Below are 25,939 nucleotides of genomic sequence, written 5' to 3' on the forward strand. Positions count from 1 at the left end.
CCTCTCAGCGCCGAAGGGCCGCCCCCTGTCACTGCTGTGACAGGGGGCGGCCCTCGGTGAGTCCTCTGGTGGGAGGTGACGTCAGTCGCTGTTGCCCGGCGACGGGGTCGTCTTCTGGATCTGCATCAGGAACTCGGCGTTCGACTTCGTCTGCTTCATCTTGTCGAGGAGCAGCTCGATCGCCTGCTGCTGGTCGAGCGCGTGCAGCACACGGCGCAGCTTCCAGGTGATCGCCAGCTCGTCGCTGCCGAGCAGGATCTCTTCCTTACGGGTGCCGGACGCGTCGACGTCCACCGCCGGGAAGATGCGCTTGTCGGCGAGCTTCCGGTCGAGCTTGAGCTCGGCGTTGCCGGTGCCCTTGAACTCCTCGAAGATGACCTCGTCCATGCGGGACCCGGTGTCCACGAGGGCGGTGGCGAGGATCGTGAGCGATCCGCCGTCCTCGATGTTGCGGGCCGCACCGAAGAAGCGCTTCGGCGGGTAGAGGGCGGTCGAGTCGACACCACCGGACAGGATGCGGCCGGAGGCGGGGGCGGCGAGGTTGTACGCACGACCCAGACGCGTGATCGAGTCGAGCAGTACGACGACGTCGTGACCCAGCTCCACCAGGCGCTTGGCGCGCTCGATGGCCAGCTCGGCGACCGTGGTGTGGTCCTCGGCCGGGCGGTCGAAGGTCGAGGAGATGACCTCGCCCTTGACCGAGCGCTGCATGTCGGTGACCTCTTCCGGACGCTCGTCGACCAGGACGACCATCAGGTGGCACTCGGGGTTGTTGTGCGTGATCGCGTTGGCGATCGCCTGCATGATCATGGTCTTGCCGGTCTTCGGCGGGGCCACGATCAGACCGCGCTGGCCCTTACCGATCGGCGCGACGAGGTCGATGATGCGGGTGGTGAGCACGCCCGGGTCGGTCTCCAGACGGAGCCGGTCCTGCGGGTAGAGCGGCGTCAGCTTGTTGAACTCCGGCCGCCCACGCCCGGATTCGGCCGCCATCCCGTTCGCCGAGTCGAGGCGCACGAGCGCGTTGAACTTCTCGCGGCGCTCGCCCTCCTTCGGCTGCCGGACCGCACCGGTGACGTGGTCGCCCTTGCGCAGGCCGTTCTTGCGGACCTGGGCGAGGGAGACGTACACGTCGTTGGGACCCGGCAGGTAGCCCGACGTGCGGATGAAGGCGTAGTTGTCGAGGATGTCCAGGATGCCCGCGACGGGGATCAGGACGTCGTCGTCGGCGAGCTGCGGCTCCGGGGTGCCGATCTCGTCGCGGCCACGCCGGCCACGACGGTCGCGGTAACGGCCCCGACGGCCACGGCGTCCGCCGTCGAAGTCGTCGTCGTCCTGGGGGCCGTTGTCACGCTGCTGACGGTCCTGACGGTCCTGACGGTCCTGTCGGCCACCGCTCTGCTGCTGACGGTCCGGGCGGTCCTGGCGCTCCTGGCGGTCGGGGCGCTGCTGGCCACCGCCCTGGCCGCCGCCCTGCTGCTCGTCGCCCTTGTTGCCACGGCGGTCGCGGTCGCGGCCGCCGCGGTCACGGTCGCGGTCACGGCGGTTCTGGCGGCCCTGACGGCCGTCGGCGTCGGCGTCGCCCTGCGACTGGGCCGGCGTCTCGGCCTGCGGCTCGCTCTTCGCCTCGGCGGTGACCGTCTCGGGGCTGCCGGCGTCGGCGGTGGCGCGACGGCGACGGCGCTCCACGGGAGCGTCGTCTCCCCCACGCTCGGTGTCACCGGCGCGGGCGGGGCCACCGGCGGGCTGGCCGGGGATCTCGATCTGCTGCTGGGCCACGGCCTTCTCGGCGGGGGTCTCTGCCTTGGCCGGCGCCTTCTTCTCGGCGGCGGAGGCGGCCTCCTCACCCGTACGGGCCTTGGAGGTGGCGCGGCGCTTCGGCTTGGTCTCGGCGGCGTCGGCCTTGGCCTCGGCGCCCCCTCCCCCGGTGCCGGCGGCCTGGGCGGAGCCCCCGGCCTGCGCCTCCTTGATGACCTCGATCAGCTGGCTCTTGCGCATGCGCCCGGTGCCCCTGATGCCGAGGCCGGATGCGACCTGCTGCAGCTCGGCCAGCACCATGCCGTCGAGGCCGGTACCGCGGCGCCGCCGGGAGCCTGCACCGGTGGCAGGCGCGGAGGCGTCCGTGGCGGGCGCGGCAGCGGTCTCCTCGACACGTGCGCCCATCAGATCGGTGGTGTCGCTCACGAAGGGTCCTTCCCTGGAGCGGACGTCGGCCTGTCTGGCTCGGCGACCGTTTGTGCTGTCCGGCTTCGGTCCTTGCTGTGTGGACCGTGCCGGGGCGGTGGTCCGCCTGGAGGGCGGAGGAATGTGGTGACGGCGCTTTCCTGAGCCGTGGCACTGAGTGTCCGTGTCACGCGGCTTGGTCGCGCCTGTTCCGGAGCGTGCCCGGCAGGTCGCTCAGTGTCCGCGTACGGCGTACTGCCCGCGTACGACATACGGAACACAGTGCGGCTTGGGAGGCTCCCGGAAGAATGTCTGTCCCGGACGGGGACAGGAAGCACCTCGCCATGGTGGGGTCGGGTGCAGACTTGAGATTAACACTACCGGATCCAACAAACATTCCCCCTCTCGAAATCCGGCGACCGTGCGCTGCTAATGGACACTGAACGGCGCGAGCGGCAGCACGCTCGCTCCTCCGGCGTCGAGTTCGAGCCGGTTGGCGGCCCAGCCCTCGCCCGCCAGATGGGCGACCTTGTCGGCACTTTCGTGGTCGACCAGCGCCAGCACGGTGGGTCCCGCGCCGGAGATCACCGCGGGGACCCCGTCGGCCCGCAGCCGCTCCACCAACGCCGCGCTCTCCGGCATGGCCGGAGCGCGATAGTCCTGGTGGAGGCGGTCCTCGGTGGCCGGCAGCAGCAGTTCGGGGCGCCGGGTGAGTGCCTCGACGAGCAGGGCCGCACGGCCCGCGTTGGCGGCGGCGTCGACGTGCGGCACGGTGCGCGGCAGCAGTCCGCGCGCGGTTTCCGTCAGCACCGGCTTACCGGGCACGAAAACCACCGGAACGATGGAATCGGCGGGCTCCGTCCTGATCGCGCGCGCGGCGCCGCGCTCCATCCAGGAAAGGGTGAAACCGCCGAGCAGACAGGCCGCCACGTTGTCGGGGTGGCCCTCGATCTCGGTGGCGAGTTCCAGCAGTGCGGTGTCGTCCAGCCGGGACTCGCCGCCTATGGTCACCGCCCGCGCGGCGACGATGCCGGCGCAGATGGCGGCCGAGGAGGAGCCGAGACCCCGGCCGTGCGGAATGCGGTTGGCGCACACGATCTCGAGGCCGCGCGGCTGTCCGCCCAGCAGGTCGAAAGCGGTGCGCAGAGCCCGTACGAGGAGGTGGTTCTCGTCGCGCGGGAGCGTCTCGCCGCCCTCGCCGGCGATGTCGATGTGCAGCCCGGCGTCGGCCACGCGGACGACCACGTCGTCGTAGAGCCCCAGGGACAGGCCGAAGGCGTCGAAGCCCGGGCCGAGGTTGGCGCTGGTGGCGGGAACGCGCACCCGGACGGCGGCGGCACGGAAAGCGGGACCGGCCATCTCTCGATGACTCTCCTTGAGCTGCGAGATTGTCGAATGACATTCGATGGACACTCGATACGTACCTGATGAGGACCCTCGGGCCGCGGAGGCGGCGCGGCGCCGTGCCATATGCGAGGGCATATGCGGCGGGCGGGTTCGGTACAGCCTATCGAAGGAAGGTTCTGTGGCGACATAGGGCGCACAGGAGGCGCACGATGCGTGTCGTAAGCCCCTTGTGCACCCCCGACGGGGAATTCCCTCCGCGCGGGGCCGACCGGGCCCCGCGCGGAGGCCGGTCAGGCGAGGCCGAGGCGCTCGGCCGCGGTCACCGCGTCGACCGGGACGGTGACCGGCTGCGGGGCACCCGCGACGGCCCAGTCGGGGTCCTTGAGGCCGTTGCCGGTGACGGTGCACACGATCCGCTGGCCCGGGTCGACCTTGCCCTGCTCGGCGGCCTTCAGCAGCCCGGCGACGGACGCGGCGGACGCCGGCTCCACGAAGACACCCTCCTGCGCGGCCAACAGCCGGTAGGCGCGCAGGATTTCACGGTCCGTCACCTCGTCGATGAAGCCACCGGACTCGTCCCGCGCGGCCAGGGCGTACTGCCAGGAGGCCGGGTTGCCGATCCGGATGGCGGTGGCGATGGTCGACGGGTCCTTGACGACCTCACCCCGCACGATCGGGGCACTGCCGGACGCCTGGAAGCCCCACATCCGGGGCGTGTGCGAGGCGATCGAGTCGGCGGCGTACTCCTTGTAGCCCTTCCAGTACGCGGTGATGTTGCCCGCGTTGCCCACCGGCAGGACGTGGATGTCGGGCGCGTCGCCGAGCATGTCCACGATCTCGAAGGCGGCCGTCTTCTGCCCCTCGATACGCACCGGGTTGACGGAATTGACCAGCGCCACCGGGTAGTTGTCGCTCAGCGACCGGGCGAGGGTGAGGCAGTCGTCGAAGTTGCCGTCGACCTGGAGGATCTTCGCGCCGTGGATGAGGGCCTGGCCCATCTTGCCGAGCGCGATCTTGCCCTGCGGGACGAGGACGGCCGACACCATGCCCGCACGCACAGCGTACGCGGCGGCGCTCGCCGACGTGTTCCCGGTGGAGGCGCAGATGACGGCCTTCGCGCCCTCCTCCTTCGCACGGGTGATGGCCATCGTCATGCCGCGGTCCTTGAAGGACCCGGTCGGGTTGGCCCCCTCCACCTTGAGGTGGACCTCGCAGCCGGTGCGCTCGGAGAGCACCTGCGCGGGCACGAGGGGCGTGCCGCCCTCGCGGAGCGTCACGACCGGCGTCGTGTCGGACACCGGCAGCCGGTCCCGGTACTCCTCGATGATTCCGCGCCACTGGTGGGTCATTGCTGGTTACTCTCCTTCAACCCGCATGATGCTGGCGACACCCCGCACGGTGTCGAGGCTGCGCAACGCCTCGACGGTCCCGGTGAGGGACGCGTCGGACGCACGATGGGTGACGACGACCAGGGAGGCCTCGCCGTCCTTGCCTTGCTGGCGAACCGTATCGATCGAGACCCCGTGTTCGGCGAACACGGTTGCGACCTGGGCGAGAACGCCCGGTTTGTCGGCCACGTCGAGGCTGATGTGGTAGCGCGTGACGACCTCGCCCATGGGTGACACGGGCAGCGCCGCGTACGCGGACGCGCCGGGGCCGGTCGCTCCGCTGAGCCGGTTGCGGCAGACGGCGACGAGGTCGCCGAGCACCGCGGAGGCGGTGGGCGCGCCGCCGGCACCGGGCCCGTAGAACATGAGCTGGCCGGAGGCGTCGGACTCCACGAAGACGGCGTTGTAGGCGCCGCGCACGGAGGCCAGCGGGTGACTGAGCGGGATCATCGCGGGATGCACGCGCGCGGTGACGGAGCCGCCGTCGGCCGCCCGCTCGCAGATGGCGAGCAGCTTGATGGTGCAGCCCATCTCCTTCGCCGAGGCGAAGTCGGCGGCGGTGACCTCGGCCATGCCCTCGCGGTAGACGTCGTCGAGGCGCACGCGCGTGTGGAAGGCGATTCCGGCGAGGATGGCGGCCTTGGCGGCGGCGTCGAACCCCTCGACGTCGGCGGTGGGGTCGGCCTCCGCGTACCCGAGGGCGGTGGCCTCGTCGAGCGCCTCCTGGTATCCGGCGCCCGTCGAGTCCATCTTGTCGAGGATGAAGTTGGTGGTGCCGTTGACGATGCCGAGCACCCGGTTCACCTTGTCGCCGGCGAGGGACTCGCGCAGCGGCCGGATCAGCGGAATGGCACCGGCGACGGCGGCCTCGTAGTAGAGGTCCTTCTTGGTGTCCTCCGCCACCGCGTGCAGGGCGGCGCCGTCCTGGGCGAGCAGGGCCTTGTTGGCGGAGACCACGGAGGCGCCGTGCTCGAAGGCGGTGGTGATGAGGGTCCGGGCCGGCTCGATACCGCCGATGACCTCGATGACGACGTCGATGTCCCCGCGCTTGACGAGGGCGGTGGCGTCGGTGGTCACGAGGCTCGGGTCGATGCCCTCACGGACCTTGGCGGGCCGCCGTACGGCCACGCCCGCGAGCTCCACGGGCGCTCCGATCCGGGCGGCGAGGTCGTCGGCGTGCGTCGTCATGATGCGCGCCACCTCTGAGCCGACCACTCCGCAGCCCAGCAGCGCCACTTTCAGCGGACGCGTACGCATCATCCGACCTCGTTTCCTCATACCGTCATCGGTGGGACCAGTCTCACTCACCGGACGGGAGTTTCTATCCCTCGTCCGGATTGTGAGATATCTATTTCATTTGTACCGGGGTGAAAGACAGGAGATCTTTCGTCGGCGATCGGCGCATCGGACAGTGCCTCACCCGACGTCCAGGCGCAGCAGATCCTCCTCCGTCTCCCGGCGGACGATGACCTTGGCCTCGCCGTCGCGCACCGCGACGACCGGCGGCCGCAGCACGTGGTTGTAGTTGCTGGCCATGGAGCGGCAGTACGCACCCGTCGCGGGTACGGCGATGAGGTCACCCGGTGCCAGGTCGGCCGGCAGGAACGCGTCCTTCACCACGATGTCCCCGCTCTCGCAGTGCTTGCCGACCACACGGACCAGCATGGGCTCGGCGTCGGAGGTGCGGGAGACCAGGGCGACGCTGTACTCGGCGTCGTACAGCGCGGTCCGGATGTTGTCGGACATGCCGCCGTCGACGGAGACGTATGTGCGCAGCCCGTCGAGCGGCTTGATCGTACCGACCTCGTAGAGCGTGAACGCGGTCGGGCCGACGATGGCCCGCCCCGGCTCCACGGAGATCCGGGGGGTGCGCAGCCGCGCCACCTCGCACTCGCGGGTCACGATGTCGGTCAGCGCCTTGGCGATCTCGTGCGGCTCACGTGGGTCGTCGGCACTGGTGTAGGCGATGCCGAGGCCGCCGCCGAGGTCGATCTCGGGCAGCTCGACGCCGTGCTCGTCGCGGATCTCCTTGAGCAGGGAGACGACCCGGTGGGCGGCCACCTCGAACCCCGACATGTCGAAGATCTGCGACCCGATGTGGGAGTGGATCCCGATGAGTTCGAGCCCGTCGAGCTGAAGGGCCCGCCGTACGGCCTCGGCGGCCTGTCCGCCGGCGAGCGGGATGCCGAACTTCTGGTCCTCGTGGGCGGTGGCGATGAACTCGTGCGTGTGGGCCTCGACGCCGACGGTGATACGGATCTGGACCCGCTGCCGCTTCCCGAGTGACTGCGCGATGTGCGCGACCCGGACGATCTCCTGGAAGGAGTCGAGGACGATCCGCCCGACACCTGCCTCGATCGCGCGCTGGATCTCCCGCGGCGACTTGTTGTTGCCGTGGAAGGCGATGCGGTCGGCGGGCATCCCGGCGGAGAGGGCGGTGGCGAGTTCACCGCCGGAGCAGACGTCGAGGTTGAGCCCCTCCTCGTGCAGCCAGCGCACGACCGCGCGGGAGAGGAACGCCTTGCCGGCGTAGAAGACGTCGGCCTCGGTCCCGAAGGCGCTGCGCCAGGCGCGGGCCCGGGCGCGGAAGTCCGCCTCGTCGATGACGTAGGCGGGAGTGCCGTGCTGTTCGGCGAGGCTCTTGACGTCGACACCACCGACGCGGACGGCCCCGTCGGCGTCCCGGCCGACGGTCTCGGCCCACACCTTGGGATCAAGGGCGTTGAGGTCGGCGGCCGGAGCGGAGTAGTGACCCTCGGGAAGGACGTCGGCGTGGCGGGGCCCGGCGGGGTGTGCGGAACGGCTCATGTTCTCCGGTGGCTCTCTGTGTCTCGCGTCAGGTCTCTTCGGGCGGGGCCGGCGCGCGGCCCCGGAGACTCTGATCAGAGGTGGTCGGGTGCGTCGATACCGAGCAGGGTCAGGCCGCCGGCCAGCACCGTCCCGGTGGCTTCGGCGAGCGCGAGCCGGGCACGGTGGGCGGCCGAGGGTTTCTCCTCACCGCACGGCAGCACGGTGAGAAGAAAGGGGAGCGCGGCATCGGCGACGGTGACGAGGTGCCGGGCGAGGCGGTCGGGGGCGCGGTGCCTCGCGGCGGCGCCGAGGATGCGGGGGTGGTCGGCGAGGGCGGCGAGGAGAGCGCCGGCCTCCGGGGTGGGGCCGGGTTCGGCGGCGAACCCGAGGTCGCGGGCGTTACGGCTGAGAGCTCGGGTGCGAGCGTGGGCGTACCGGACGCGGAAGAGAGGGTTGCTCTCGCGCTGGACGAGGTGCTCGTCGCCGATGCGCGGCCGGTCGTGGGCGGCGGGGTGGAGCAGCGCCCAGCGGGCGGCGTCGCGGCCGAGCGGGACGGGATCGGCGGGGGCCGGGACCGGCAGGACGTTCACGGGGAAGGGTGATGGCGACTCCGGGGTGCAGGAGACGTCGACTTCGAGACCGAGGTCGTCGGTCCACGACGCTTCGGGCCGCGCCACGCAGCTCGTACGGACGAGGACGCCCTGCGAGCGAAGCAGCCGGGCGCTGACGTCGGCGACGGCGACAGCACGGACCTCGCGGGGGGCGTGGAGGTGCACGAGCCGGGTGGGGGGCGCGGCGGGGGCGTCGAGCTGCCCGGTGGGCGCTTCGAGCGGGTCCAGCTGTCCGGTGGGCGCGGCGAGAGCGTCGAGCTGCCCGGGGGGCGCGGCGAGGGCGTCGGGCTGCCCGGTGGGCGCTTCGAGCGGGTCCAGCTGCCCGGTGGGCGTGGCAAGCGGGTCCAGCTGCCCGGTGGGCGCGGCGAGGGTGTCGAGCTGCCCGGTGGGCGCGTCCAGCACGTCGAACTGCCCGGTGGGCGCGGCGGCGAACCCGTATCGCAGGGGCCCGAGTCGCAGGATCTCCGCGACGAGAACTGCGGGGGCGGTGCCCTGGAGGCTGATGTTGAGGAACCCGGGCCCGGTGACGACGACGTCGGTGATGCCGGGCTCGGCGAGGAGATGCGCTCGCAACACCTCGGCGACCTTCAGCGGCGTCCGTCCGGCCGGTCGGGCCAGCTGAAGAGCGATGCTGCTGGCGTAGTCACCACGCCCCCCGGGCCCGGGGGGCGTGACAACGGCCCGTGCGGGGACGCTCACGCTCAGCTCCCCCACGTCAACAGCACGACGCACCGCGCACAGCACGGTACGAGAGAGCTCGACGGGGGTCACGGGACAAGGGTAGGGGAGGAGGGGGGTGGGTAGGCGAGCCGGTTTTGGGATGTGGACGGGTGGGGGCGGGGGTGTCAGGCCTGTGGGGTGGGAGCGGGAGGCGTCGGCGTCGGCGTTGACTGGGGCGGGGGCGTCGGCGTCGGCGTTGGTGCTGACCGAGGTGGGGCCGGGGCGTCGGTGCTGACCGGAGCCGGGACGTCAGCGCTGACCGCGGTGGGAGCGGGAGAGTCGGCGTTGACCGTGGCCGGGGCGTTGACCGTGGCCGGGGCCGGGGCGTTGACGGTGGCCGGGGCGTCGGAGAAGTCGTAGCCGTCCGGGGTTGGGGCGTCAGCCCTGTACGGGGCGGCGGGGGGCGACGATGACGGCCAACCGCTCAGCCACCGGCATGACCGGCCCGTCCACTTGTCTCGGCCCGCTCGACTCTCTCGGCCCGCTCGACTCTCTCCGCTCGGTCGGTCTCCTCGGCGCCGAAAACGCCCCGGAATACCGAGGCGTCCCCCTCACCGCGCGGACCGACTTCCCCGTCCCCCTGCGGACCACTGCGGGCCTGCTCCACCAACTGCCGTACGAGCTGCACGAGTTCGGCGGGCTCGAAGGGCTTGGCGAGGAAGGCGTCGACGCCGACATCGAGACCGCTCTCGACCTCGTACTGGGTACAGGCGCTGACGATGGCGAGGGGAAGGTGACGGGTCCGAGGATCGGAACGCAGCCTGGCCGCGGTCCGAAGCCCGTCCAGACGGGGCATCACGACATCGAGGGTGACCACATCGGGCCGCACCTGATGCACGACATCCAGACACTCGGCACCATCGGCCGCGGTCACGACCTCGAGACCCTCCAGCTCGAGATTGACCCTGATCAACTGCCGGATGACCTTGTTGTCGTCCACAACAAGCACCCGGCCCGACACGCCTGGCACAACTCGAGAGTAGGTGGGGACCGGCCACCGCGTCCGGCTTTTCCCCACTTCCAACCCTCCCCCCTCCGGGACCTGCAACCACCGCCCCATACGCACCACCCGTGACCTCCCCAAGCACCCCCGCGACGCGCCAAAACCCGTTCATGAACACCCCGAGGGAGCTGGTAGGGTTCTACCCGTCGCCGCGAACACCACGACCGACACGCCCCCGTAGCTCAGGGGATAGAGCAACGGCCTCCGGAGCCGTGTGCGCAGGTTCGAATCCTGCCGGGGGCACCTTGAATTAGGTGCCCAAAGACCCCGCCGTCAGCGGCTTCGCTGAGGACGGGGTCTTCGCGTATGTGCGGCCAGGGGCGGCTGCGTCAGGCCGTGCTTGTCCATGCGTCTGGGGTGGGGGACAGGACTGCGGAGACCACCGTGTGGGACGAGGTCATGATCTCGCGCACGAAGCGCAGGCGGCCGATGTTCAGGCGGCGCAGCGCGGGGCCGTGGTCGGCGGCGACGACGAGGGAGACCGCGAGGAGAAGGAGGCGCCAAAGGGCCATCACCGGGCGGCGCGTGGCGCGGGGTAGCTCTGCCAGGGAGGCGTGCAGTCGCTCGCAGTGGAACGGGACGTGGCGCTGTTCGTCGGACAGTATTCGCCCCGCCACATCGGCAGTGAGCGAGTCGTCGGTGCCGTCGCGCAGGGCCCGGTAGTAACGCAGCGCCACCACTTCCGCGATCATCAGGACCAGCAGTTCCATGCGTAGGCCCATGAGGCGTCGCAGCCGTACGAAGACCGTGTCGCTCCAGTGGCCGGTCAACGTCGGTTGCCCTCCCGCAGCCAGCAGGCGGGCGAGCAGACGGGCGTGGTTCTGTTCCTCGGCGATGAAGAGCCGGACCGCCTGCCCGTAGTCGGCGTCTCCGGCCTGGTCCGCTTTGCCCACGAGGTTGGCGCCGTCACCGTCCTCGCCGACCTGGAAGCGCTGGATGCTGGCCCACACCGCCGGATGCAGCGTCGCGCTCTGCCCCCAGTCCGGGTCACCCTCGGCGCGTCTGCGCTCGCGCTCCTCCTCGAACCGCCTTGTCCACTTGGCGAAGCCGTCCGTATGCACCCGGTCTCCCCTCTTCTGCCTCTCAAGGGCACAGCCACCGTGCCTCGAAGAGGGACGACGCGGGCGGACGGCGAACCGTTCCACTGCAGCCGAGCGCCCGCAGCTCACGATGCGCCTGCGGGCGCCGCCGGGTCTGAAGGCGCCGCTCCTCAGTCGTCGAGGAGGATGTCGCAGGCCAGGCCTGCCCCGAAACCGCCGGCCGGCGTTGTCAGGAACCCTGCGAGCACGCCCACTCCGCCGCAGGCGATCGCCGTGACGACGGTGTACCCCATCCCGCTGTTGAGGCCTTCCTCCGCCCTGCCCTTGTCCAGCGGGACTGACGCGGGGGCTCCGGGTCGCGGCGTGGGCACGCTGTTCTGGATCATGTCGTAGTACCAGCCCTTGAGGGCGTTGCGGCTGTTGTCGCCGAATGCGCCGTCGGGCCTCAGCCCGAAACGCCTCTGGAAGTGGATGACGGCCCGCTTCGTCTTCACTCCGAAGATCGCGTCGACAGTGAGGTTCGCGCCGTCGGCGATGTTCAGCCACGTCTGCAGGCTGCGTATGCAGGTGCCGGTCACCCCCACTGCCATGAGACCGCATTCGCTCATCTCGAGGGTGATCTTGTATTCGGTGCCGTCGGACGAAGACGGCGCAGCCATAGCGGCACCTGCGCCTCCGGCCAGTGCGATGGCGAGGATCGGAGCTATCACCGGGCGCAACAAGCGCATCTTTTTCACGCGTCCCCTCAACCGCCGGGCGGAAGGCCGAAGAGCTTGCCGTTCCGGTTCGATTCCCGGGCTGCTCATAGTCCTGTCAGATTGATCCGATAAGTCCTCTGGAGGTAGGGCGCAGAGGACCGCGCGCGGTGTGGGTCCTGAGCGCGTGGCTGACCTTTCGCGCCGGGCACATGACGGGATTCGGCGAGAGGAGGGGCCGGCCGCGCTGACACCGTCTTCGGGCGGGTCACCCAGGGCCGGGACGTCGTCGATCAGATCAACAAGGTGCGGACCGGCGGCAGCCGCGGGCACCAGGACGTTCCCACGCGTCGAGGTGTGGTGCGGCGATGGAGTGGGGGCTGTGGCCCCCAACCCGTCGGCGTTGCCGCGTCAGTGGTTTCAGTGGTTACGGCATTTCGATACGTCTATCCGGACGATCTGCGGGTCGTGGTCGCTCGCCTGGTCGGCGAACTCCGCGTTGATGTGGACGACGTCGTAGTCGAAGGACGTGATCGACGGGGTCGTCAGGATGTGGTCCAGGGTCTGGGAGTTGCCGTCGTAGACGTAGGTGTAGCGCTGCGCGGCCGGGAGTGTGGTGATCAGGGGCTTGAGGACCCGGTCCGTTGTCAGTGTGGTGACCGTCCGGGAGAACTCGTAGTCGTTCAGGTCGCCCAGCACCACCGCCTTGGCGTTTCGGTCCGCGGCCAGGAGTGACTTCACGAAGGTGTTGACCTCTGCCGCCTGGGTCGCGCGCTGGGTTTCCGAGCTGCGGGCCGGCGGCTGGTAGCGGCCGTGCAGGGGCTGGTCGCCGCCCTTGGAGGTGAAGTGGTTGGCGATGACGAAGACCTGCTCGCCGTGGAACGTGAACTCGCCGACCAGCGGCTTACGGCTGCTGTCCCACGCGTCGCTCGTGGGGTCGATGCGGCCCGGGGAGTACGTGAGCTGGGGGCCCTTCCTCGTCTTCACCACGCTGGTGGCCGTGGTGGCGTCGCCGCCCGCGCGGTCGGTGAAGGAGATCCGCTTGGGGTTGAAGAGGAAGACCTGGCGGATGTTGCCGCCGGGCTCGCCGCCGTCCTGGTTGTTCGTGGGGGCGATGTAGCGCCAGGTGTAGCGCGGGCCGCCGGCCGCGCGGATGGCGTCGGTGAAGCGCTTGAGGGTCGTCTCGGCGGTGACCGTGCCGTCGTTCACCGCGCCGTTGTCGTCCTGGATCTCCTCCAGGGCCACGACGTCGGGTGAGTTGAGGTTGACGGCGACGCCTTCGGCGAGCCGGTCGAACTTCTCCTGGTCGTCGAGCGCGTCCAGGTTCTCCACGTTGTACGTGGCGACCGCGAGCTCGTCACCCTTCTGGCGCCGGGTGACCTCCCGCTTCAGGCCGTTGTCGACCAGGGTGCCGAGTTGGGTGGCCTGGACGTTGTAGCCGCCGTAGGTGGAGTAGTCGAGGGGGCCGGTGGTCGGGCCCGAGAGGTCGTCGCCGACGTTCGCCACGGGGAAGGCGGCGCTCGCGTCCAGCGACATCACCTCGATCCGGCCCGTGTTGGGCTGGTCGTAGGACGAGTACAGGGTGCCGCCGCGCGTCGTCGCGTTCTCCTCGGGCTTCACCGTCACCCACAGCTCGTCGTACGCGTCCGTCGCGCCGACCACCCGCGCGTCCGCGAAGGTGACCCGCATGCCCTCCAACGATTCGTAGAAGTCCTGGGCGTAGACGTCCGGTTGGAGGGCGAGGGATTCGACGCTCGCGCCGGCCGCGTCCGGTATGTAGGCGTCGGGGACCGTGCCGGCGTCCAGCGTCGCGGCTCCGGGCAGCGCGTTGCCGCCGGAGAGGACGGTCGTCGCGGGGGCGGTGATCTCGGTGGCGGACTGGCTGGTGCTGCTCGGGTAGTACTCGCTGACCTTGCCGGTGACCAGGACCGAGTCACCGACGGCCACGGTGGGAGCGGCCGAGCCGGTGTACACGAAGACGCCCTCGCTGGTGCGGGGGTCGGTGTCGGGCTGCGGGTCCTGGATCCAGTAGCCGAGGGAGCCGCTCGTACGGACGCCCGTGACGATGCCGGGGACGCGGGTGACCGTCCGGCCCGCGTACGGGGAGAGGCGTGTGGTGCCCTGGATGTCGTGGACGCGGAGCGTGCCGGGGTCCGTGCCACCGCCGTCGTCTCCACCTCCGTCGCCCGAACCGGGCGTCTGACCGGACGAGTTGACCGGCGTCGGCGTACCGGCCGTGAAGTCCGCGGCGTTGTCGTCGGTGTCCGCCGAGGAGGCCGCCCTCGCGACGGAGGCGGTGTTGGAGGCGCCGGCGGCCGGGCCGCTGCCCTCCCGGACGACCGCGCTGCCGTAGCCCGCCAGGTCGACGATCCGGGTGTCGGCCGCGCAGTCCGCGGCGGTCTTGCAGGTCAGCGCGGTGGTGCCGGCGACCAGGGCGAGGGTGCCGGAGGTGGCGCTCATCGCGATCGCGCCGCTCGCGTCGGGGGCCGGGAGTGCCGTCGTGCCGCCGCTGCCCGTTCCCTCGGCGACGAGGTACCGGGCGCCGGGGGCCAGGGCGCCGCTGAGGGCGGTCACCTGCCACTGGGAGCCGGCCGACGGCGTGCCGGGCAGGTACTGCACGCTGTAGTCCGACAGGTCGTAGGACGTGAAACCGGCGTTGCCGAGTTCGACGAAGTCCCGGGTCAGGGTCGCCCCCGAGTTGCCTCCACCGCCGTACACCTCGGCGATCACCGCGGTGGCCGACGGGGCGGCGAAGGCGGCGGGCAGGCCGGTGAGGGCCAGCGCGCCCGCCGCGCCGACCGAGACGAGCGGGTAGGCGGCGCGGCGCGCGCGGGGTCTGCTTCCTGCGGGTCTGGACACGCTGGCGGTCTCCTCGTACGTCGGGTACGTCCTCGGGCACTGCCTCGGGGTACGTACGTCACGCTCCGTCGGGCGACGGGGCTTGAACCAGTGCCTGTGGGGAGTCGGCTCAAGTTACGCGCGTAGAAAGGGATTCACCAAGGGGGCGTGCGTTAAATCCCGGCAACATGCGGGTGTGGTTCGGTAGTTGGGTGAAGGCCGAACCGCTTTGTGTGGGTTACGGCGGCCATTGAGGGCCGGTGGCGGGTCCGGTACGGCGTCGGCGGGTGCGTCGGGGCTGGGCGTGCCGTGTCCCACGGCGGCGGGGAGCGCTCGCGTCGTCGGCCGCCGCGGCGGCGGTCCCGTTCAGGCCGGGTGCTTGCGTGGCTTCTTCTTCGCCGTGCTCTTGGTGGAGGCGGCGGACGTGGTCTTCGCGGCCGTCTTCTTCTTCGTACCCTCCGCCGTCTTCCTCCCGGACGTCTGTTTCGGCGCCGCCCGCGCCGACTTCCGCTGCGGAAGCTTCCTGACCTCGGCGTGTTCCTCCGCCTCGCCCTTCCCTCCGCCCCGCGACTGCTTCGCCGCCTGCACGCTCTTCTCCAGGGCCGCCATCAGGTCGAGGACCTTCCCGCCCTCCGGCGGTTCCGGGGCCTCCGGCGGGCTCTCACCGGCCGCCTTCGCGGCGACGACCTCCTCCAGGGCCTCGCGGTACTCGTCGTGCAGCTCGTCGAGGTCGATCTCCCCAAGGGTGTCCATCAGGGCGTCCGCGAGGTCGAGTTCCTTGTCGTTGACCTTGACCTTCGTGTCGGGGGCGACGCCCTGCGGGGTGCGGACCTCGTCCGGCCAGAGCAGCCCGTGCAGGGCGATGGCGTCCTCCACCACCCGGAGCATGCCGAGGCGCTCCCGTCCGCGAAGCGCGAACTTCGCGATGGCCACCTTGTTGCTGCGCTTGAGTGCCTCCCGCAGCAGGGTGTACGGCTTCGCGGCCGGAGCGCCGCCCACCGCGAGGTAGTAGGCGGTGTCCATCTGCAACGGGTCGATCCGGTCGGCCGGCACGAACGCGACGATCTCGATCGTCTTCGCCGTCGGGAGGGGCAGGTGCGCCAGGTCGTCGTCCGTGATCGGGATGATCGTGCCGTCCGCGTCCTCGTAGCCCTTGCCGATCTCCGATCCGCTGATCTCCCGGTCCTCCAGCTCGCAGACCTTGCGATAGCGGACGCGGCCGCCGTCCTCCAGGTGGATCTGGCGGAAGGAGATCGAGTGGCTCTCGGTGGCGTTCACCAGCTTGATCGGGATGCTGACCAGGCCGAACGAGATGGCACCGTTCCAGATGGATCGCACGTGCAGCACCCTTTCGGTCCGATTCCACCGTTCTGTGGCTGAGTGAGGCTTTATGCCTGCATGCGTGGGATTCTCATCGTATGACGCCGATCACGGAGGTGGAGGGGCGGAGGCTCGCGCTCAGCAACCTGGACAAGGTGCTGTATCCCGCGACCGGGTTCACCAAGGGCGAGCTGCTGCACTACTACGCGACCACCGCCGAGGTCCTGCTGCCCCATCTGCGGGATCGGCCGGTGTCCTTCCTGCGGTATCCGGACGGGCCCGACGGCCAGGTGTTCTTCGCCAAGAACGTTCCGCCGGGTACGCCCGACTGGGTCACCACCGTCGAGGTACCCCGGTCGGAGGGGCCGGCCCGGATGGTGCTCGTACAGGACCTGGCGAGCCTGATGTGGGCCGCGAACCTCGTCACCGAGTTCCACACGCACCAGTGGGTCATCGACGCACCCGGCGACGCCGACCGGATCGTCTTCGACCTCGACCCCGGCCCGCCCGCCACCGTCGTCGACTGCTGCGAGGTCGCCCTGTGGCTGCGGGAACGGCTGGCGGCGGACGGGATCGAGGCGTACGCCAAGACCTCCGGGTCGAAGGGGCTGCACCTGCTCGCGGCGGTGCGCTCGGCCTCCTCCGAACGGACCACCGAGTACGCCAAGGAACTCGCCGTCGAGGCGGAGAAGGCCATGCCCCGGCTCGTCGTCCACCGCATGACGCGGAGCCTGCGACCCGGGAAGGTGTTCGTCGACTGGAGCCAGAACGCGGCCCGCAAGACCACGGCGACGCCCTACACGCTGCGGGCGCGGGCGGAGCCACTGGTGTCGGCGCCGGTGACCTGGAGCGAGGTGGAGGAGAGCGGGGGGGCTGAGCGGCTGGCGTTTCGGGCTGAGGACATCGGTCCGCGCGTGCGGGAGTACGGCGATTTGCTCGCCGGGTTGCTTGATGCGGGGCGGGCGGGGGCGTTGCCGTGACCGCGGCGCGCGACCGTCGCGTCGTGACCGGCATGCGCGGGGTTGCGCACTGACGGCCGGCATCTGCCGGTCGACATCTGCCGGTCGACATGTGCCGGTCGGTATGTGCCGGTCGGTGTGTGTCGGTCGGTATGTGTCGGTCGGTATGTGCCGGTCGCACCCTGTCGGTCGGCATCTGCCGGTTGCCATCCGCCCGTCGCGGCCTGCCGCACGTGTCCTGGGGGCTGCGCCCCCAGACCCCCGCTTCGGCCTGAAGGGCCTCGTCCTCAAACGCCGGACGGGCTGGGTTGGCCGAGCGGGCCGGAGGCGCGGGGTGAACCCGGCAGGCCGGACGCTCCCGGTTGACCTGGTGGGCCAGGCGGGCCGGACGCGCGGAGTGAGCCCCGCAAGCCGGACGCGCCAAGTGCGCCAGGCGGGCCCGACACCCGGAGTGAGCCCCGCAAGCCGGACGCGCCAAGTGCGCCAGGGTGGGCCCGACACCCGGAGTGAGCCCGGCAGGCCGGACGCGCCAAGGGAGCCCGGCAGACCGTACACGCCAAGTGAGCCAGGTGGGTCGGACACGCCGCGTCGGCCTCGCAAGCCGGACACGCCAGGTCGGCCGCACTCGCCGGATATCGCGACCCTCACACCCGTACCCACGTCTGCCGGTCCCTGGCCGTTGCGTGGAGGGCCTGCACGTCTGCCGGCTTGAGGATGCCGCCCAGCTTGGCGAGGCCCTCGATCTCCGTGTCGGCCAGGACGCGGACGTCTCGGAGCGGGGTGATGATCGCGAGGTCCGCGGGGTCCACGAGGACGAGGACCGGGTGAACCTCGGCCGTCAGCGCGTAGGAGGCCCGGTCCGCGTCGGCGCGGACGCGGCGCAGGAGCGGGCTCGAGTCGCGGCGGCCCAGCGTGACCACCGGGTCGGCGACCGTCACCCGGGCCTTGCGGGCGTACAGCGTGTGGATCGCGAAGAGGCCGCCGGGACCGATCACCAGGTGGTGGACCCGGTCCCCGCCGGGGAGCGGGACCGAGTGCAGGGCGTGCCAGCCGACGCCGTCGAGGCGGTCCAGCGACTCCCCCACCGCCTGTTCCGCGGCCAGGGCCCGGCGGCGCGGGTCGGGCCGCAGACGGCGCTGCGGGCCCGGGTCCCGGTCCAGCGAGACCTGGAGCGCCTCGCCGGGGCGGTTGGGCGCGAGGTCGTCGTCCGGGTGGAGGGAGAGACGGGCCAGCTCGGCCGGGGTCGGGACCGCGGGCGGGCCCACCGCTACCGGGCCCGTCAGGAAGGGCCCCAGGGCTTCGAGGACGTCGTCTCTCCGGTCCTCGCTCAGCAGGTTGACCCGGGCGGCCTCACGGTCGTACCAGGCGATGTTCCTGCCGTCCCTGAGGCAGACGTACAGCCGTTCCTGGCCGTGTCGCCAGGTCGGTATGACGCGCAGTCCGCTCATGCACCATCACCCCACGACCATGGGAACAGGCGGGGTGCTCCAGGGGCAAGAACCCGGCTACCTTTGAGGAGAGTTGGCTGGGGCTTGGGGAGGCGCCGTTGCGGACGCGCAGGAAGCAATCCGACGTACCGGCTCCGGACAGCCCATGGAGCGAGATCGTGCCCGGACTGTGGATGGGCGGGCACGAGTTCAAGGGGCCGCCCGGGCAGCTCGAGTTCGCGGTCGTGCGGGACCAGTTCGATCTCGTGCTGACCCTCCTGAGACTGCCGGGGCACGGGCCCGACCCGGGCGTCGAACACCATGTGTGGCCGATTCCGGACGGACCGCTGGACGGGACGCAGCTCGCGGGCGTGATGCGGCTGGCGCAGGCCGCCTGCGACGCGCTGGACGACGGCCGCAAGGTCCTCGTGCGCTGTTACCACGGGTACAACCGGTCCGGCCTGGTCGTCGCGCACGCGCTCGTACGCCTGGGGCACTCCAGCGACGAGGCGATCCGGCTGATCCGGACCCGCCGCTCCCCATGGGCGCTGCACAACGAACTCTTCGTCGAGTACCTCCAGACGGGGCTGCCGACGGCCCGGCTCCTCGAGGAGCTCACCGAGTAGGGGGCGGTGGAGGCGGTCCGGTGGGCGAGCAATCGTTTCTTCTCCGGCTCCGGACGAGGTCCCCGACGGGACACCTCGTGACGCAAAAAGGACGTCCGTACGAATAAGGTGTACGAGGCCGGGGCGACCCCGCACGATCCCGGCCCAGCCCCGCCCCTGCCTGCTTGTTTGCCCTGCCCCGCACCCGGATCCGCCCCACCCCTCCCCGCCCACACACCCACACCGCACCCGATCACAGGAGCACAGTGCCGCCCCGCCGCCTCGTCCTCTCCGCCCTCACGGTCGCCCTCGTGCTGGTGTCCGCCGTGGGCTGCGGTGACGGAGGCGAGCTGCTCGGGGCGGGTGCGACCCCGGCGGCGACCGGTCCGGACAGGTTGTGGCCGGGTCTGCGGCCGGCCTCCAGCCCCGCCTGGGACTACGAGGACGGCGAGTCCGAGCTCGTGCGCGGCATCACCGCTCCGGGCGACGACATCCACAAGGTGGACCCGGTGGCCGTCGTCCGCGCGGAGATCAGCCGGCACCCTGGGGCGTACACCGGCGCCAAGGCGACGTACCGCGAGACGGTCCGCAGGATGGACGACTGCGGCGAGAACGCTACGACCGACAGCAGGGCCGCGGCGGACGGTGAGACCGTGACCGGCGGCCGGTGCCCGGTTCTCAAGGCGTACTACCGCGACCTCACCGGTGACGGGCGCGACGATCTGACGTTGGGGTTCCGGCTGCTGCCCGGCAACCAGACGGCCGTACGCGTCTACACCTTCCGGTCGGGCCGGCTGGTCCAGGTGATGTCCAACGACGACGCGGTGACCGGCGTCGAGCTGGCGGGGCGGTCCGTGATCATCCGCTCGCCGTCCGACATCCCGGCCTACGAGTACCGGTTCCAGTGGACCTGGGACCCGCAGCAGCGTCTGATGCTGCTGACGCACGACGAGATGCTGCGCACCGGGGACGGGAAGCACTCCAAGCGGCCGTCAAGCACCGCCGCCCCCTCGCTCTCCCCCTCGCTCTCCCCTTCGGCGAGCACCCCGTGAGACGCCAGGAGAGGCCCTCCCCGACCCGTTCGACGAGACGCCCGACCAGAAGTGCCTCGGCGAAACGCCCGGGGCTCGCCCTTCCCCGGTGGGCCGGGACTCTTGCCGCCAAGTCCGCCGCGTTCATCATCGTGATGTGCTGCGCGCTCGCCGCCCTGCTCGGCGTCCTGGTGCACGTCTCGGTCACGAACCAGACGGTCGGCCAGGCACGTGACCTCGCGCTGTCCCGGCTGACGGAGGCGACGGCGGCGTACGAGGCCGGGGACACGCTCGCACCGGGTACCGGGGTCGATCCGCCGGGCCTGCCCGTCCCGCTGCGGAGGCTGGCCGCCGCCGGGGAGCGCGGCACGATGGTGAGCGATCACCGCGGGCGCCCCACGATGTGGGCGGCGGGCCCGGTCGACGGTGGGCGGGCCCTCGCGGTGCAGGTCGACTACGCGCAGGGCAGGCGGACCATCGACGGCCTCGACCGGGCGATCGTGTGGTCGTCGGCCCTGGCCATCGGGGCGACCCTCCTGGTCGGCGCGTTCGCGGTGACCCGGGTGACCCGGCGGCTGCACACGACCGCGCGGGTGGCCCGGCGGATCAGCGCGGGCGACCTGGACGCGCGGGTGGGCGACCCCCGTACGAAGGACGCGTCGGGCGGGCAGGACGAGGTGGCCGCGGTGGCCGCCGCGCTGGACTCCATGGCGGCCTCCTTGCAGGGCAAGCTGCTGAGCGAGCAGCGGTTCACCGCGGACGTGGCGCACGAACTGCGCACTCCGCTGACCGGGCTGCACGCGGCGGCCGAGTTGTTGCCGGCGGGCCGGCCGACGGAGCTGGTGCGGGACCGGGTGGCCGCGCTGCGCACGCTCACCGAGGATCTGCTGGAGATCTCCCGGCTGGACACCGGGCGTGAGCGGCTGGAGCTGGACCCGGAGCCGCTGGGGGCGCTGGCCGAGCGAGTGGTGCGGGCGTCAGGCGCGGGCGTCGCTCCCGCAAGCGACACGAGCGCGGCCGCGGGCACGGGCGTCGCTCCCCAAAGCGACTCGCGCGCGGCGTCGGGCACCGGCGTCGCGCCCGCAAGCGACACGAGCGCGGCCGCGGGCACGGGCGTCCCTCCCGAAGGCGACTCGGGCGCGGCGTCGCGCACCGGCGTCGTGCCGCAGGGCGACTCGGGCGCGGCGTCGGGCGCGGGCGTCCCTCCCGCAAGCGACACGAGCGCGGCCGCGGGCACGGGTGTCGCTCCCGAAGGCGACTCGGGCGCGGCGTCGCGCACCGGCGTCGTGCCGCAGGGCGACACGGGTGCGGGTGCCGGCACCGAGGTGCGGGTCGTGCGGGATGTCCTCGTGGAGACGGACCGGCGGCGCCTCGAGCGGGTGCTCGGCAATCTGGTCGCGAACGCGCACCGGCACGGCCGGGAGCCGGTGGTGCTCACGGTGGACGGCCCGGTGGTCACCGTGCGCGACCACGGGGACGGCTATCCGGACTACCTGGTCGAGCACGGGCCGCAGCGGTTCCGCACCGAGGGCGGGGCGAAGGGGCACGGGCTCGGGCTGACGATCGCGCTCGGCCAGGCGGAGGTACTCGGCGCGCTGCTGGAGTTCGCGAACGCGCCGGGGGGCGGCGCGTGCGCCACGCTGACGCTGCCTCAGGGCAGGCCCGGCGAGTCCGTGCTCCCCGGGTCCGCGCTCCCCGATGGCGCAGCGTGACGGGCGCGGTCCGTACGACGCTCCTAATGTGGCGGTTAGTCAGGTTTCGAGACCTTCGGAACCGACGACATGCTCGCCCTTTCACGGAGGTACCCCCCATGTCCCTGCGTTCCTCCCTCCCCCGCGGTCTCGCCATAACGGCCGCCGTCGCCAGCCTGCTCGCCGCGGCCGCGGCCGCCCCCGCCGTCGCGGACGGGGAGTGGGACAACGGCGACCCGAACTCCAGCCAGAACGCCTCCGCCACCGCATCCGACCAGCCGGGTGGCTCCAACCAGAGCAGCACCTGGAACCCGAACGCCAACAGCCAGAGCGCCGACAACCAGGCCTCCAACGCCCAGAGTGGTAACACTCAGGGCGGTGGCAACGGGAACCAGACCGCCAACACCCAAGGCGGCAGCACTCAGGGCGGCAACACTCAAGGCGGTGACAACGGACACCAGACCGCCAACACCCAAGGCGGCAACACCCAGGGCGGTGACAACGGACACCAGACCGCCAACGCCCAGGGCGGTGACTGGGACCAGCACGGCAACCAGAACGACCAGCGCCTTTACCGGGGTCGGGTCACCGCGAGCACGCTGGCCCTGCGCGCCGCTCCGAACCGCGGCGGCCAGGTCATCCGGTACGCCCACCGAGGCGAGATCGTCTCGATCTTCTGCAAGACCGGCGGTCAGAACGTCGACGGCAACCGGCTCTGGTACCTCCTCACGGACGGCACCTGGGCGTGGGGCTCGGCCCGCTACATCGACAACATCGGCGCCGCGCCACGCTGGTGCTGACAACACAGGTGGACAACACGGCCCATTTGGGTAAGTTCCGGACATGATCAATGCCGGAACCACCGTGGCACAGGCGAAAGCACCCGCTTCGGCGGTACGCCTCCCCCGGCGCCGTGGCATCGAACTGGCCCTCATCGTCCTCGCCGTCCTGCTCTGCGTGTACGGCTACTGCGCTGTCGGCCTCGCCAGGAACGGCACCGTCCCGCCCGGCGCCGCCGGTTACGGCGCCGGGCTCGGCGTGCTCGCGTTCCTCGCGCACTGCGCGGTGCGTCTGCGCGCCCCCGACGCCGACCCCTTGCCCCTGCCGATCGCCGTCCTGCTCAACGGCCTCGGCCTGGTCCTGATCTACCGGCTCGACCTGGAGACCCCCGGCGACGAGGCGGCTCCCACCCAGCTGGTGTGGTCCACGGTCGGCGTGACGCTGTTCATCCTGGTCGTCGTCCTGCTGCGCGACCACCGGGTGCTCCAGCGCTACGCGTACGTCTGTGTCGTCACCGCCCTCGGCCTGCTCACCCTCCCGATCCTGTTCCCGGCCGTGAACGGCGCCCGCATCTGGGTCCGGATCGCCGGATTCTCCATCCAGCCCGGCGAGTTCGCGAAGGTGCTGCTGGCGGTCTTCTTCGCCGCCTACCTGGCCGCCAACCGCAACGCGCTGGCGTACGCGGGCCGCCGCGTCTGGAAGTTCCGTCGACTCCAACTGCCCACCGGACGCGTGCTCGGCCCGATCGTCACGATCTGGCTGCTGAGCGTCGGCGTCCTGGTCCTAGAGCGGGACCTCGGCACCTCGCTGCTGTTCTTCGGCCTGTTCGTCGTCCTGCTCTACGTCGCCACCGGCCGCACCGGCTGGATCGCCGTCGGCCTGCTGCTGGCCTCGCTGGGGGCGGTCGCCGTCGGCTGGCTCGAACCGCACGTGCACAGCCGGGTCGAGGACTGGCTGCACCCGTTCGCCTCGATCGAGGCGGGCCAGGGACCCAACCAGCTGGCCCAGTCGCTGTTCTCCTTCGCGACCGGCGGCATCCTCGGCACCGGGCTTGGCCTCGGCCACTCGATCCTCATCGGCTTCGCGGCGAAGTCGGACTTCGTCCTGGCGACGGCGGGCGAGGAGCTGGGCCTGGCGGGTCTGTCCGCGATCTTCCTGCTGTACGGGCTGCTGGTGGAGCGCGGCTACCGTGCGGGCCTGGCCCAGCGCGACCCCTTCGGCCGTCTCCTCGCGGTCGGACTGGCCTCCATCCTGGCGCTCCAGGTGTTCGTGATCGCGGGCGGGGTGACCGGCCTGATCCCGTTGACCGGTATGGCGATGCCCTTCCTCGCGCAGGGCGGCTCGTCGGTGGTGACGAACTGGGCGATCGTGGCGCTGCTGATCCGGGTGAGCGACTCGGCCCGCGGCCAGTACGACGGGAAGGCCGCCCCATGACGAGGTACATCCGCCACGCGGCCGTCTTCTGCGCCCTGCTGCTCGCCTCGCTGCTCGCGAACGCCGCCCGCATCCAGGTCGTCCAGGCCGGGTCCTACGACGACAACCCCGCCAACCGCCGCCAGACCATCGCCCGTTACCACGAGCCGCGCGGTGACATCCTGGTCGGCGGCCGGCCCGTCACCGGTTCCCGGGACAGCGGCGGGCAGCTCCGCTACGAGCGGTCGTACGAGAACGGCCCGCTGTACGCGCCCGTGACCGGCTTCGCCTCGCAGCTGTACGGGACGACGTTCCTGGAGCACGCCGAGGACGACGTGCTGTCCGGGACGGACCCGATGCTCTCGCCGTTCCCCCTGTGGAACGACCTCACCCGCGCCCGGGCCGACGGCGGCGACGTCGTGACCACGCTCGACCGGGGCGCACAGCAGGCGGCGTACGAGGGGCTGGGGGCGCGCAAGGGCGCGGTGGCGGCGATCGAGCCGTCGACCGGGAGGATCCTGGCGCTGGTCTCCACCCCGTCGTACGACCCGGCGGTGCTGTCCGGAAACGGCTCGGCGGTGAAGCGGTCCTGGTCGCGGCTGATCGGCGACCGGGACAAGCCGATGCTCAACCGGGCGGCGCGGCAGACCTATCCGCCGGGCTCGACGTTCAAGGTGGTCACCGCGGCGGCCGCGCTGGACGCGGGCGTGATCACGGATCTCGACGAGCCCACCGACTCCCCGGCCCCCTACACGCTGCCCGGCACGACCACCTCGCTGACGAACGAGGGCGAGGGGTGCGAGGACGCCCCGCTGCGGGCCGCGTTCGAGTGGTCGTGCAACACGGTGTTCGCCAAGCTGGGCGCCGACGTGGGCGTGGCCGACATGACGGCCACCGCGCAGGGCTTCGGCTTCAACGACACGGCGCTGCGGATCCCGTTCTCGGTCGCGCGGAGCACCTTCGACACCTCGGTCGACAGGGCGCAGCTCGCGCTGTCGTCGATCGGGCAGTACAACACGCGGGCCACTCCCCTGCAGATGGCGATGGTCTCGGCGGCCGTCGCGAACGGCGGGCAGCTGCGCGCGCCGTACCTGGTGGAGCGGACGACCACCGACGCGGGCGCGACCCTCGCCACGGCCGGCTCACGCCCCGTGCGCCAGGTGATGCGGCCGTCTACCGCCGTACGCATGAAGGAGCTGATGGAGGGTGTGGTGACGGAGGGCACCGGCGGCAACGCGGCGATCCCCGGCGCGCGGGTGGGCGGCAAGACCGGCACCGCCCAGCACGGCATCGGCAACGCCGGTGTGCCGTACGCCTGGTTCGTGTCCTGGGCGCAGGCCGAGGACGACATGGAGCCGAAGGTGGCGGTCGCGGTGGTGGTGGAGGACGGGTCGGCGGACCGGGGGGAGATCAGCGGGGGCGGGGTGGCGGCGCCGATCGCACGGGCGGTGATGGAGGCCGTGCTCACCTCGTGAGTGCCACCCCGTGAGCGCCACCCCGCGCGTGCTCACCTCGTGAGACGGGGGGTTCCGCCGCGGTGCGGGACCGACCTACCGTTCGGTCATGACTGAGCCCGCCGCGTTCGAACTCGCCCAGGTCAATCTCGCCCGCCTCAACGCCCCGTTGGACTCACCGCAGTTGAAGGACTTCGTCGACGCGCTCGACCCCGTGAACGCCGACGCGGACGCCGCCGACGGCTTCGTCTGGCGACTGGAGAGCGACTCCGGCAACGCGACGGACATCGCCGTGTTCGGGGACGAATGGCTCATCGTCAACATGTCGGTGTGGCGCGACACCGACGCGCTGACCGCCTACATGTACCAGGGGAGGCACCGGGAGATGCTGGCCAGGCGGCGCGAGTGGTTCGAGCGGGTACGGGAGGCGATGACAACGCTGTGGTGGGTCCCGGCGGGGCACCGGCCGACGGTCGCGGAGGCGGAGCAACGGCTGTTGCACCTGCGGACGCACGGGGCGACGCCGTACGCCTTCACCCTGCGGACGTCCTTCGCCCCGGAAGCGGCGGACGCGGTGACGGCCGCGCCCGGGACGCCCGAGCCGGTGGCCGTGCCGGTGCCCGAGGATCTGGGGTGCCCCGCGTAGGGCTCTCCCCCGGCACTC

General features: G+C 71.5%; 20 protein-coding genes and 1 tRNA gene. 9 read left to right on the forward strand and 12 right to left on the reverse strand.

From position 1 onward, the window contains the following. Nucleotides 1-81 precede the first annotated feature (81 nt). The 7 genes from rho to OG985_RS16745 all read right to left on the reverse strand — a co-directional run bounded on the left by rho (nucleotide 82) and on the right by OG985_RS16745 (nucleotide 9,968). Nucleotides 82-2,184: a transcription termination factor Rho gene (gene rho / locus OG985_RS16715; RefSeq protein WP_371669134.1), complete on the reverse strand. Its 2,103-nt coding sequence runs from the start codon at nucleotides 2,182-2,184 to the stop codon at nucleotides 82-84. Nucleotides 2,185-2,592: 408 nt separating this feature from the next. Beyond that, entirely contained in the window at nucleotides 2,593-3,522 is a 930-nt protein-coding gene (gene thrB / locus OG985_RS16720) for a homoserine kinase (protein WP_371669135.1), read from the reverse strand. Between the two features lie 278 nt (nucleotides 3,523-3,800). Further along, entirely contained in the window at nucleotides 3,801-4,859 is a 1,059-nt protein-coding gene (gene thrC, locus OG985_RS16725) for a threonine synthase (protein ID WP_371669136.1), read from the reverse strand. Nucleotides 4,860-4,865: 6 nt separating this feature from the next. Next, complete coding sequence (locus OG985_RS16730) at nucleotides 4,866-6,158, reverse strand: homoserine dehydrogenase (protein WP_371669137.1); 1,293 nt, start codon at nucleotides 6,156-6,158, stop codon at nucleotides 4,866-4,868. Nucleotides 6,159-6,314: 156 nt separating this feature from the next. Continuing rightward, complete coding sequence (gene lysA, locus OG985_RS16735) at nucleotides 6,315-7,706, reverse strand: diaminopimelate decarboxylase (protein ID WP_371669138.1); 1,392 nt, start codon at nucleotides 7,704-7,706, stop codon at nucleotides 6,315-6,317. Between the two features lie 74 nt (nucleotides 7,707-7,780). Then, a complete protein-coding gene (gene nrtL, locus OG985_RS16740) occupies nucleotides 7,781-9,070 on the reverse strand; it encodes an ArgS-related anticodon-binding protein NrtL (RefSeq protein WP_371669139.1) in 1,290 nt (429 codons plus the stop codon). Nucleotides 9,071-9,443: 373 nt separating this feature from the next. Then, nucleotides 9,444-9,968: a response regulator gene (locus OG985_RS16745; protein WP_371674392.1), complete on the reverse strand. Its 525-nt coding sequence runs from the start codon at nucleotides 9,966-9,968 to the stop codon at nucleotides 9,444-9,446. Nucleotides 9,969-10,193: 225 nt separating this feature from the next. Here OG985_RS16745 and OG985_RS16750 point away from each other — a divergent pair. Then, a tRNA-Arg gene (locus OG985_RS16750) sits at nucleotides 10,194-10,265 on the forward strand. An 86-nt stretch (nucleotides 10,266-10,351) separates the two neighbouring features. On the opposite strand, the gene OG985_RS16755 is transcribed toward OG985_RS16750, so the two are convergent. From OG985_RS16755 to OG985_RS16770, 4 genes are all read right to left on the reverse strand, one after another. Continuing rightward, a complete protein-coding gene (locus OG985_RS16755) occupies nucleotides 10,352-11,083 on the reverse strand; it encodes a ferritin-like domain-containing protein (protein WP_371669140.1) in 732 nt (243 codons plus the stop codon). Nucleotides 11,084-11,232: 149 nt separating this feature from the next. Next, the gene (locus OG985_RS16760) at nucleotides 11,233-11,790 is read right to left on the reverse strand and encodes a peptidoglycan-binding protein (protein ID WP_371674394.1); all 558 of its coding nucleotides are present in this window, start codon (nucleotides 11,788-11,790) and stop codon (nucleotides 11,233-11,235) included. Nucleotides 11,791-12,177: 387 nt separating this feature from the next. Continuing rightward, nucleotides 12,178-14,538, reverse strand: coding sequence for an endonuclease/exonuclease/phosphatase family protein (locus OG985_RS16765; protein ID WP_371674395.1), 2,361 nt, complete (start codon nucleotides 14,536-14,538; stop codon nucleotides 12,178-12,180). 423 nt (nucleotides 14,539-14,961) lie between these two features. Further along, nucleotides 14,962-15,942, reverse strand: a complete 981-nt coding sequence (locus tag OG985_RS16770) for a Ku protein (RefSeq protein WP_371669141.1) — start codon at nucleotides 15,940-15,942, stop codon at nucleotides 14,962-14,964. 71 nt (nucleotides 15,943-16,013) lie between these two features. On the opposite strand from OG985_RS16770, the gene ligD reads away from it, so the two are divergent. Then, the gene (gene ligD / locus OG985_RS16775; protein ID WP_371669142.1) at nucleotides 16,014-16,895 is read left to right on the forward strand and encodes a non-homologous end-joining DNA ligase; all 882 of its coding nucleotides are present in this window, start codon (nucleotides 16,014-16,016) and stop codon (nucleotides 16,893-16,895) included. A 623-nt stretch (nucleotides 16,896-17,518) separates the two neighbouring features. On the opposite strand, the gene OG985_RS16780 is transcribed toward ligD, so the two are convergent. Continuing rightward, nucleotides 17,519-18,322, reverse strand: a complete 804-nt coding sequence (locus tag OG985_RS16780; protein WP_371669143.1) for a nuclease-related domain-containing protein — start codon at nucleotides 18,320-18,322, stop codon at nucleotides 17,519-17,521. A 98-nt stretch (nucleotides 18,323-18,420) separates the two neighbouring features. Between OG985_RS16780 and OG985_RS16785 the strand changes: the two genes are divergently transcribed. From OG985_RS16785 to OG985_RS16815, 7 genes are all read left to right on the forward strand, one after another. Continuing rightward, the gene (locus tag OG985_RS16785; protein ID WP_371669144.1) at nucleotides 18,421-18,927 is read left to right on the forward strand and encodes a dual specificity protein phosphatase family protein; all 507 of its coding nucleotides are present in this window, start codon (nucleotides 18,421-18,423) and stop codon (nucleotides 18,925-18,927) included. Between the two features lie 245 nt (nucleotides 18,928-19,172). Continuing rightward, nucleotides 19,173-19,958, forward strand: coding sequence for a hypothetical protein (locus tag OG985_RS16790; RefSeq protein WP_371669145.1), 786 nt, complete (start codon nucleotides 19,173-19,175; stop codon nucleotides 19,956-19,958). Beyond that, the gene (locus OG985_RS16795) at nucleotides 19,955-21,649 is read left to right on the forward strand and encodes an ATP-binding protein (RefSeq protein WP_371669146.1); all 1,695 of its coding nucleotides are present in this window, start codon (nucleotides 19,955-19,957) and stop codon (nucleotides 21,647-21,649) included. The genes OG985_RS16790 and OG985_RS16795 overlap by 4 nt, the downstream gene beginning before the upstream one ends. Nucleotides 21,650-21,747: 98 nt before the next feature. Next, nucleotides 21,748-22,428, forward strand: coding sequence for an SH3 domain-containing protein (locus OG985_RS16800; RefSeq protein ID WP_371669147.1), 681 nt, complete (start codon nucleotides 21,748-21,750; stop codon nucleotides 22,426-22,428). Between the two features lie 43 nt (nucleotides 22,429-22,471). Continuing rightward, complete coding sequence (locus OG985_RS16805) at nucleotides 22,472-23,842, forward strand: FtsW/RodA/SpoVE family cell cycle protein (RefSeq protein WP_371669148.1); 1,371 nt, start codon at nucleotides 22,472-22,474, stop codon at nucleotides 23,840-23,842. Next, nucleotides 23,839-25,296 carry a peptidoglycan D,D-transpeptidase FtsI family protein gene (locus OG985_RS16810; RefSeq protein WP_371669149.1) on the forward strand — a complete coding sequence of 486 codons (1,458 nt, stop codon included), beginning with the start codon at nucleotides 23,839-23,841 and terminating at the stop codon, nucleotides 25,294-25,296. Before OG985_RS16805 ends, OG985_RS16810 begins: the two co-directional genes overlap by 4 nt. Nucleotides 25,297-25,384: 88 nt before the next feature. Further along, complete coding sequence (locus OG985_RS16815; protein WP_371669150.1) at nucleotides 25,385-25,921, forward strand: DUF3291 domain-containing protein; 537 nt, start codon at nucleotides 25,385-25,387, stop codon at nucleotides 25,919-25,921. Nucleotides 25,922-25,939: the final 18 nt, after the last annotated feature.

This window comes from Streptomyces sp. NBC_00289 (assembly GCF_041435115.1).
Lineage (GTDB): Bacteria > Actinomycetota > Actinomycetes > Streptomycetales > Streptomycetaceae > Streptomyces.

Coding starts and splice junctions, on each gene's coding strand:
- OG985_RS16780 (WP_371669143.1), bottom strand. CDS start 18,322: ATGAGCGGACTGCGCGTCATACCGACCTGGCGACACGGCCAGGAACGG.
- OG985_RS16810 (WP_371669149.1), top strand. CDS start 23,839: ATGACGAGGTACATCCGCCACGCGGCCGTCTTCTGCGCCCTGCTGCTC.
- ligD (WP_371669142.1), top strand. CDS start 16,014: ATGACGCCGATCACGGAGGTGGAGGGGCGGAGGCTCGCGCTCAGCAAC.
- thrB (WP_371669135.1), bottom strand. CDS start 3,522: ATGGCCGGTCCCGCTTTCCGTGCCGCCGCCGTCCGGGTGCGCGTTCCC.
- thrC (WP_371669136.1), bottom strand. CDS start 4,859: ATGACCCACCAGTGGCGCGGAATCATCGAGGAGTACCGGGACCGGCTG.
- OG985_RS16805 (WP_371669148.1), top strand. CDS start 22,472: ATGATCAATGCCGGAACCACCGTGGCACAGGCGAAAGCACCCGCTTCG.
- OG985_RS16730 (WP_371669137.1), bottom strand. CDS start 6,158: ATGATGCGTACGCGTCCGCTGAAAGTGGCGCTGCTGGGCTGCGGAGTG.
- OG985_RS16815 (WP_371669150.1), top strand. CDS start 25,385: ATGACTGAGCCCGCCGCGTTCGAACTCGCCCAGGTCAATCTCGCCCGC.
- OG985_RS16760 (WP_371674394.1), bottom strand. CDS start 11,790: ATGCGCTTGTTGCGCCCGGTGATAGCTCCGATCCTCGCCATCGCACTG.
- lysA (WP_371669138.1), bottom strand. CDS start 7,706: ATGAGCCGTTCCGCACACCCCGCCGGGCCCCGCCACGCCGACGTCCTT.
- OG985_RS16800 (WP_371669147.1), top strand. CDS start 21,748: ATGTCCCTGCGTTCCTCCCTCCCCCGCGGTCTCGCCATAACGGCCGCC.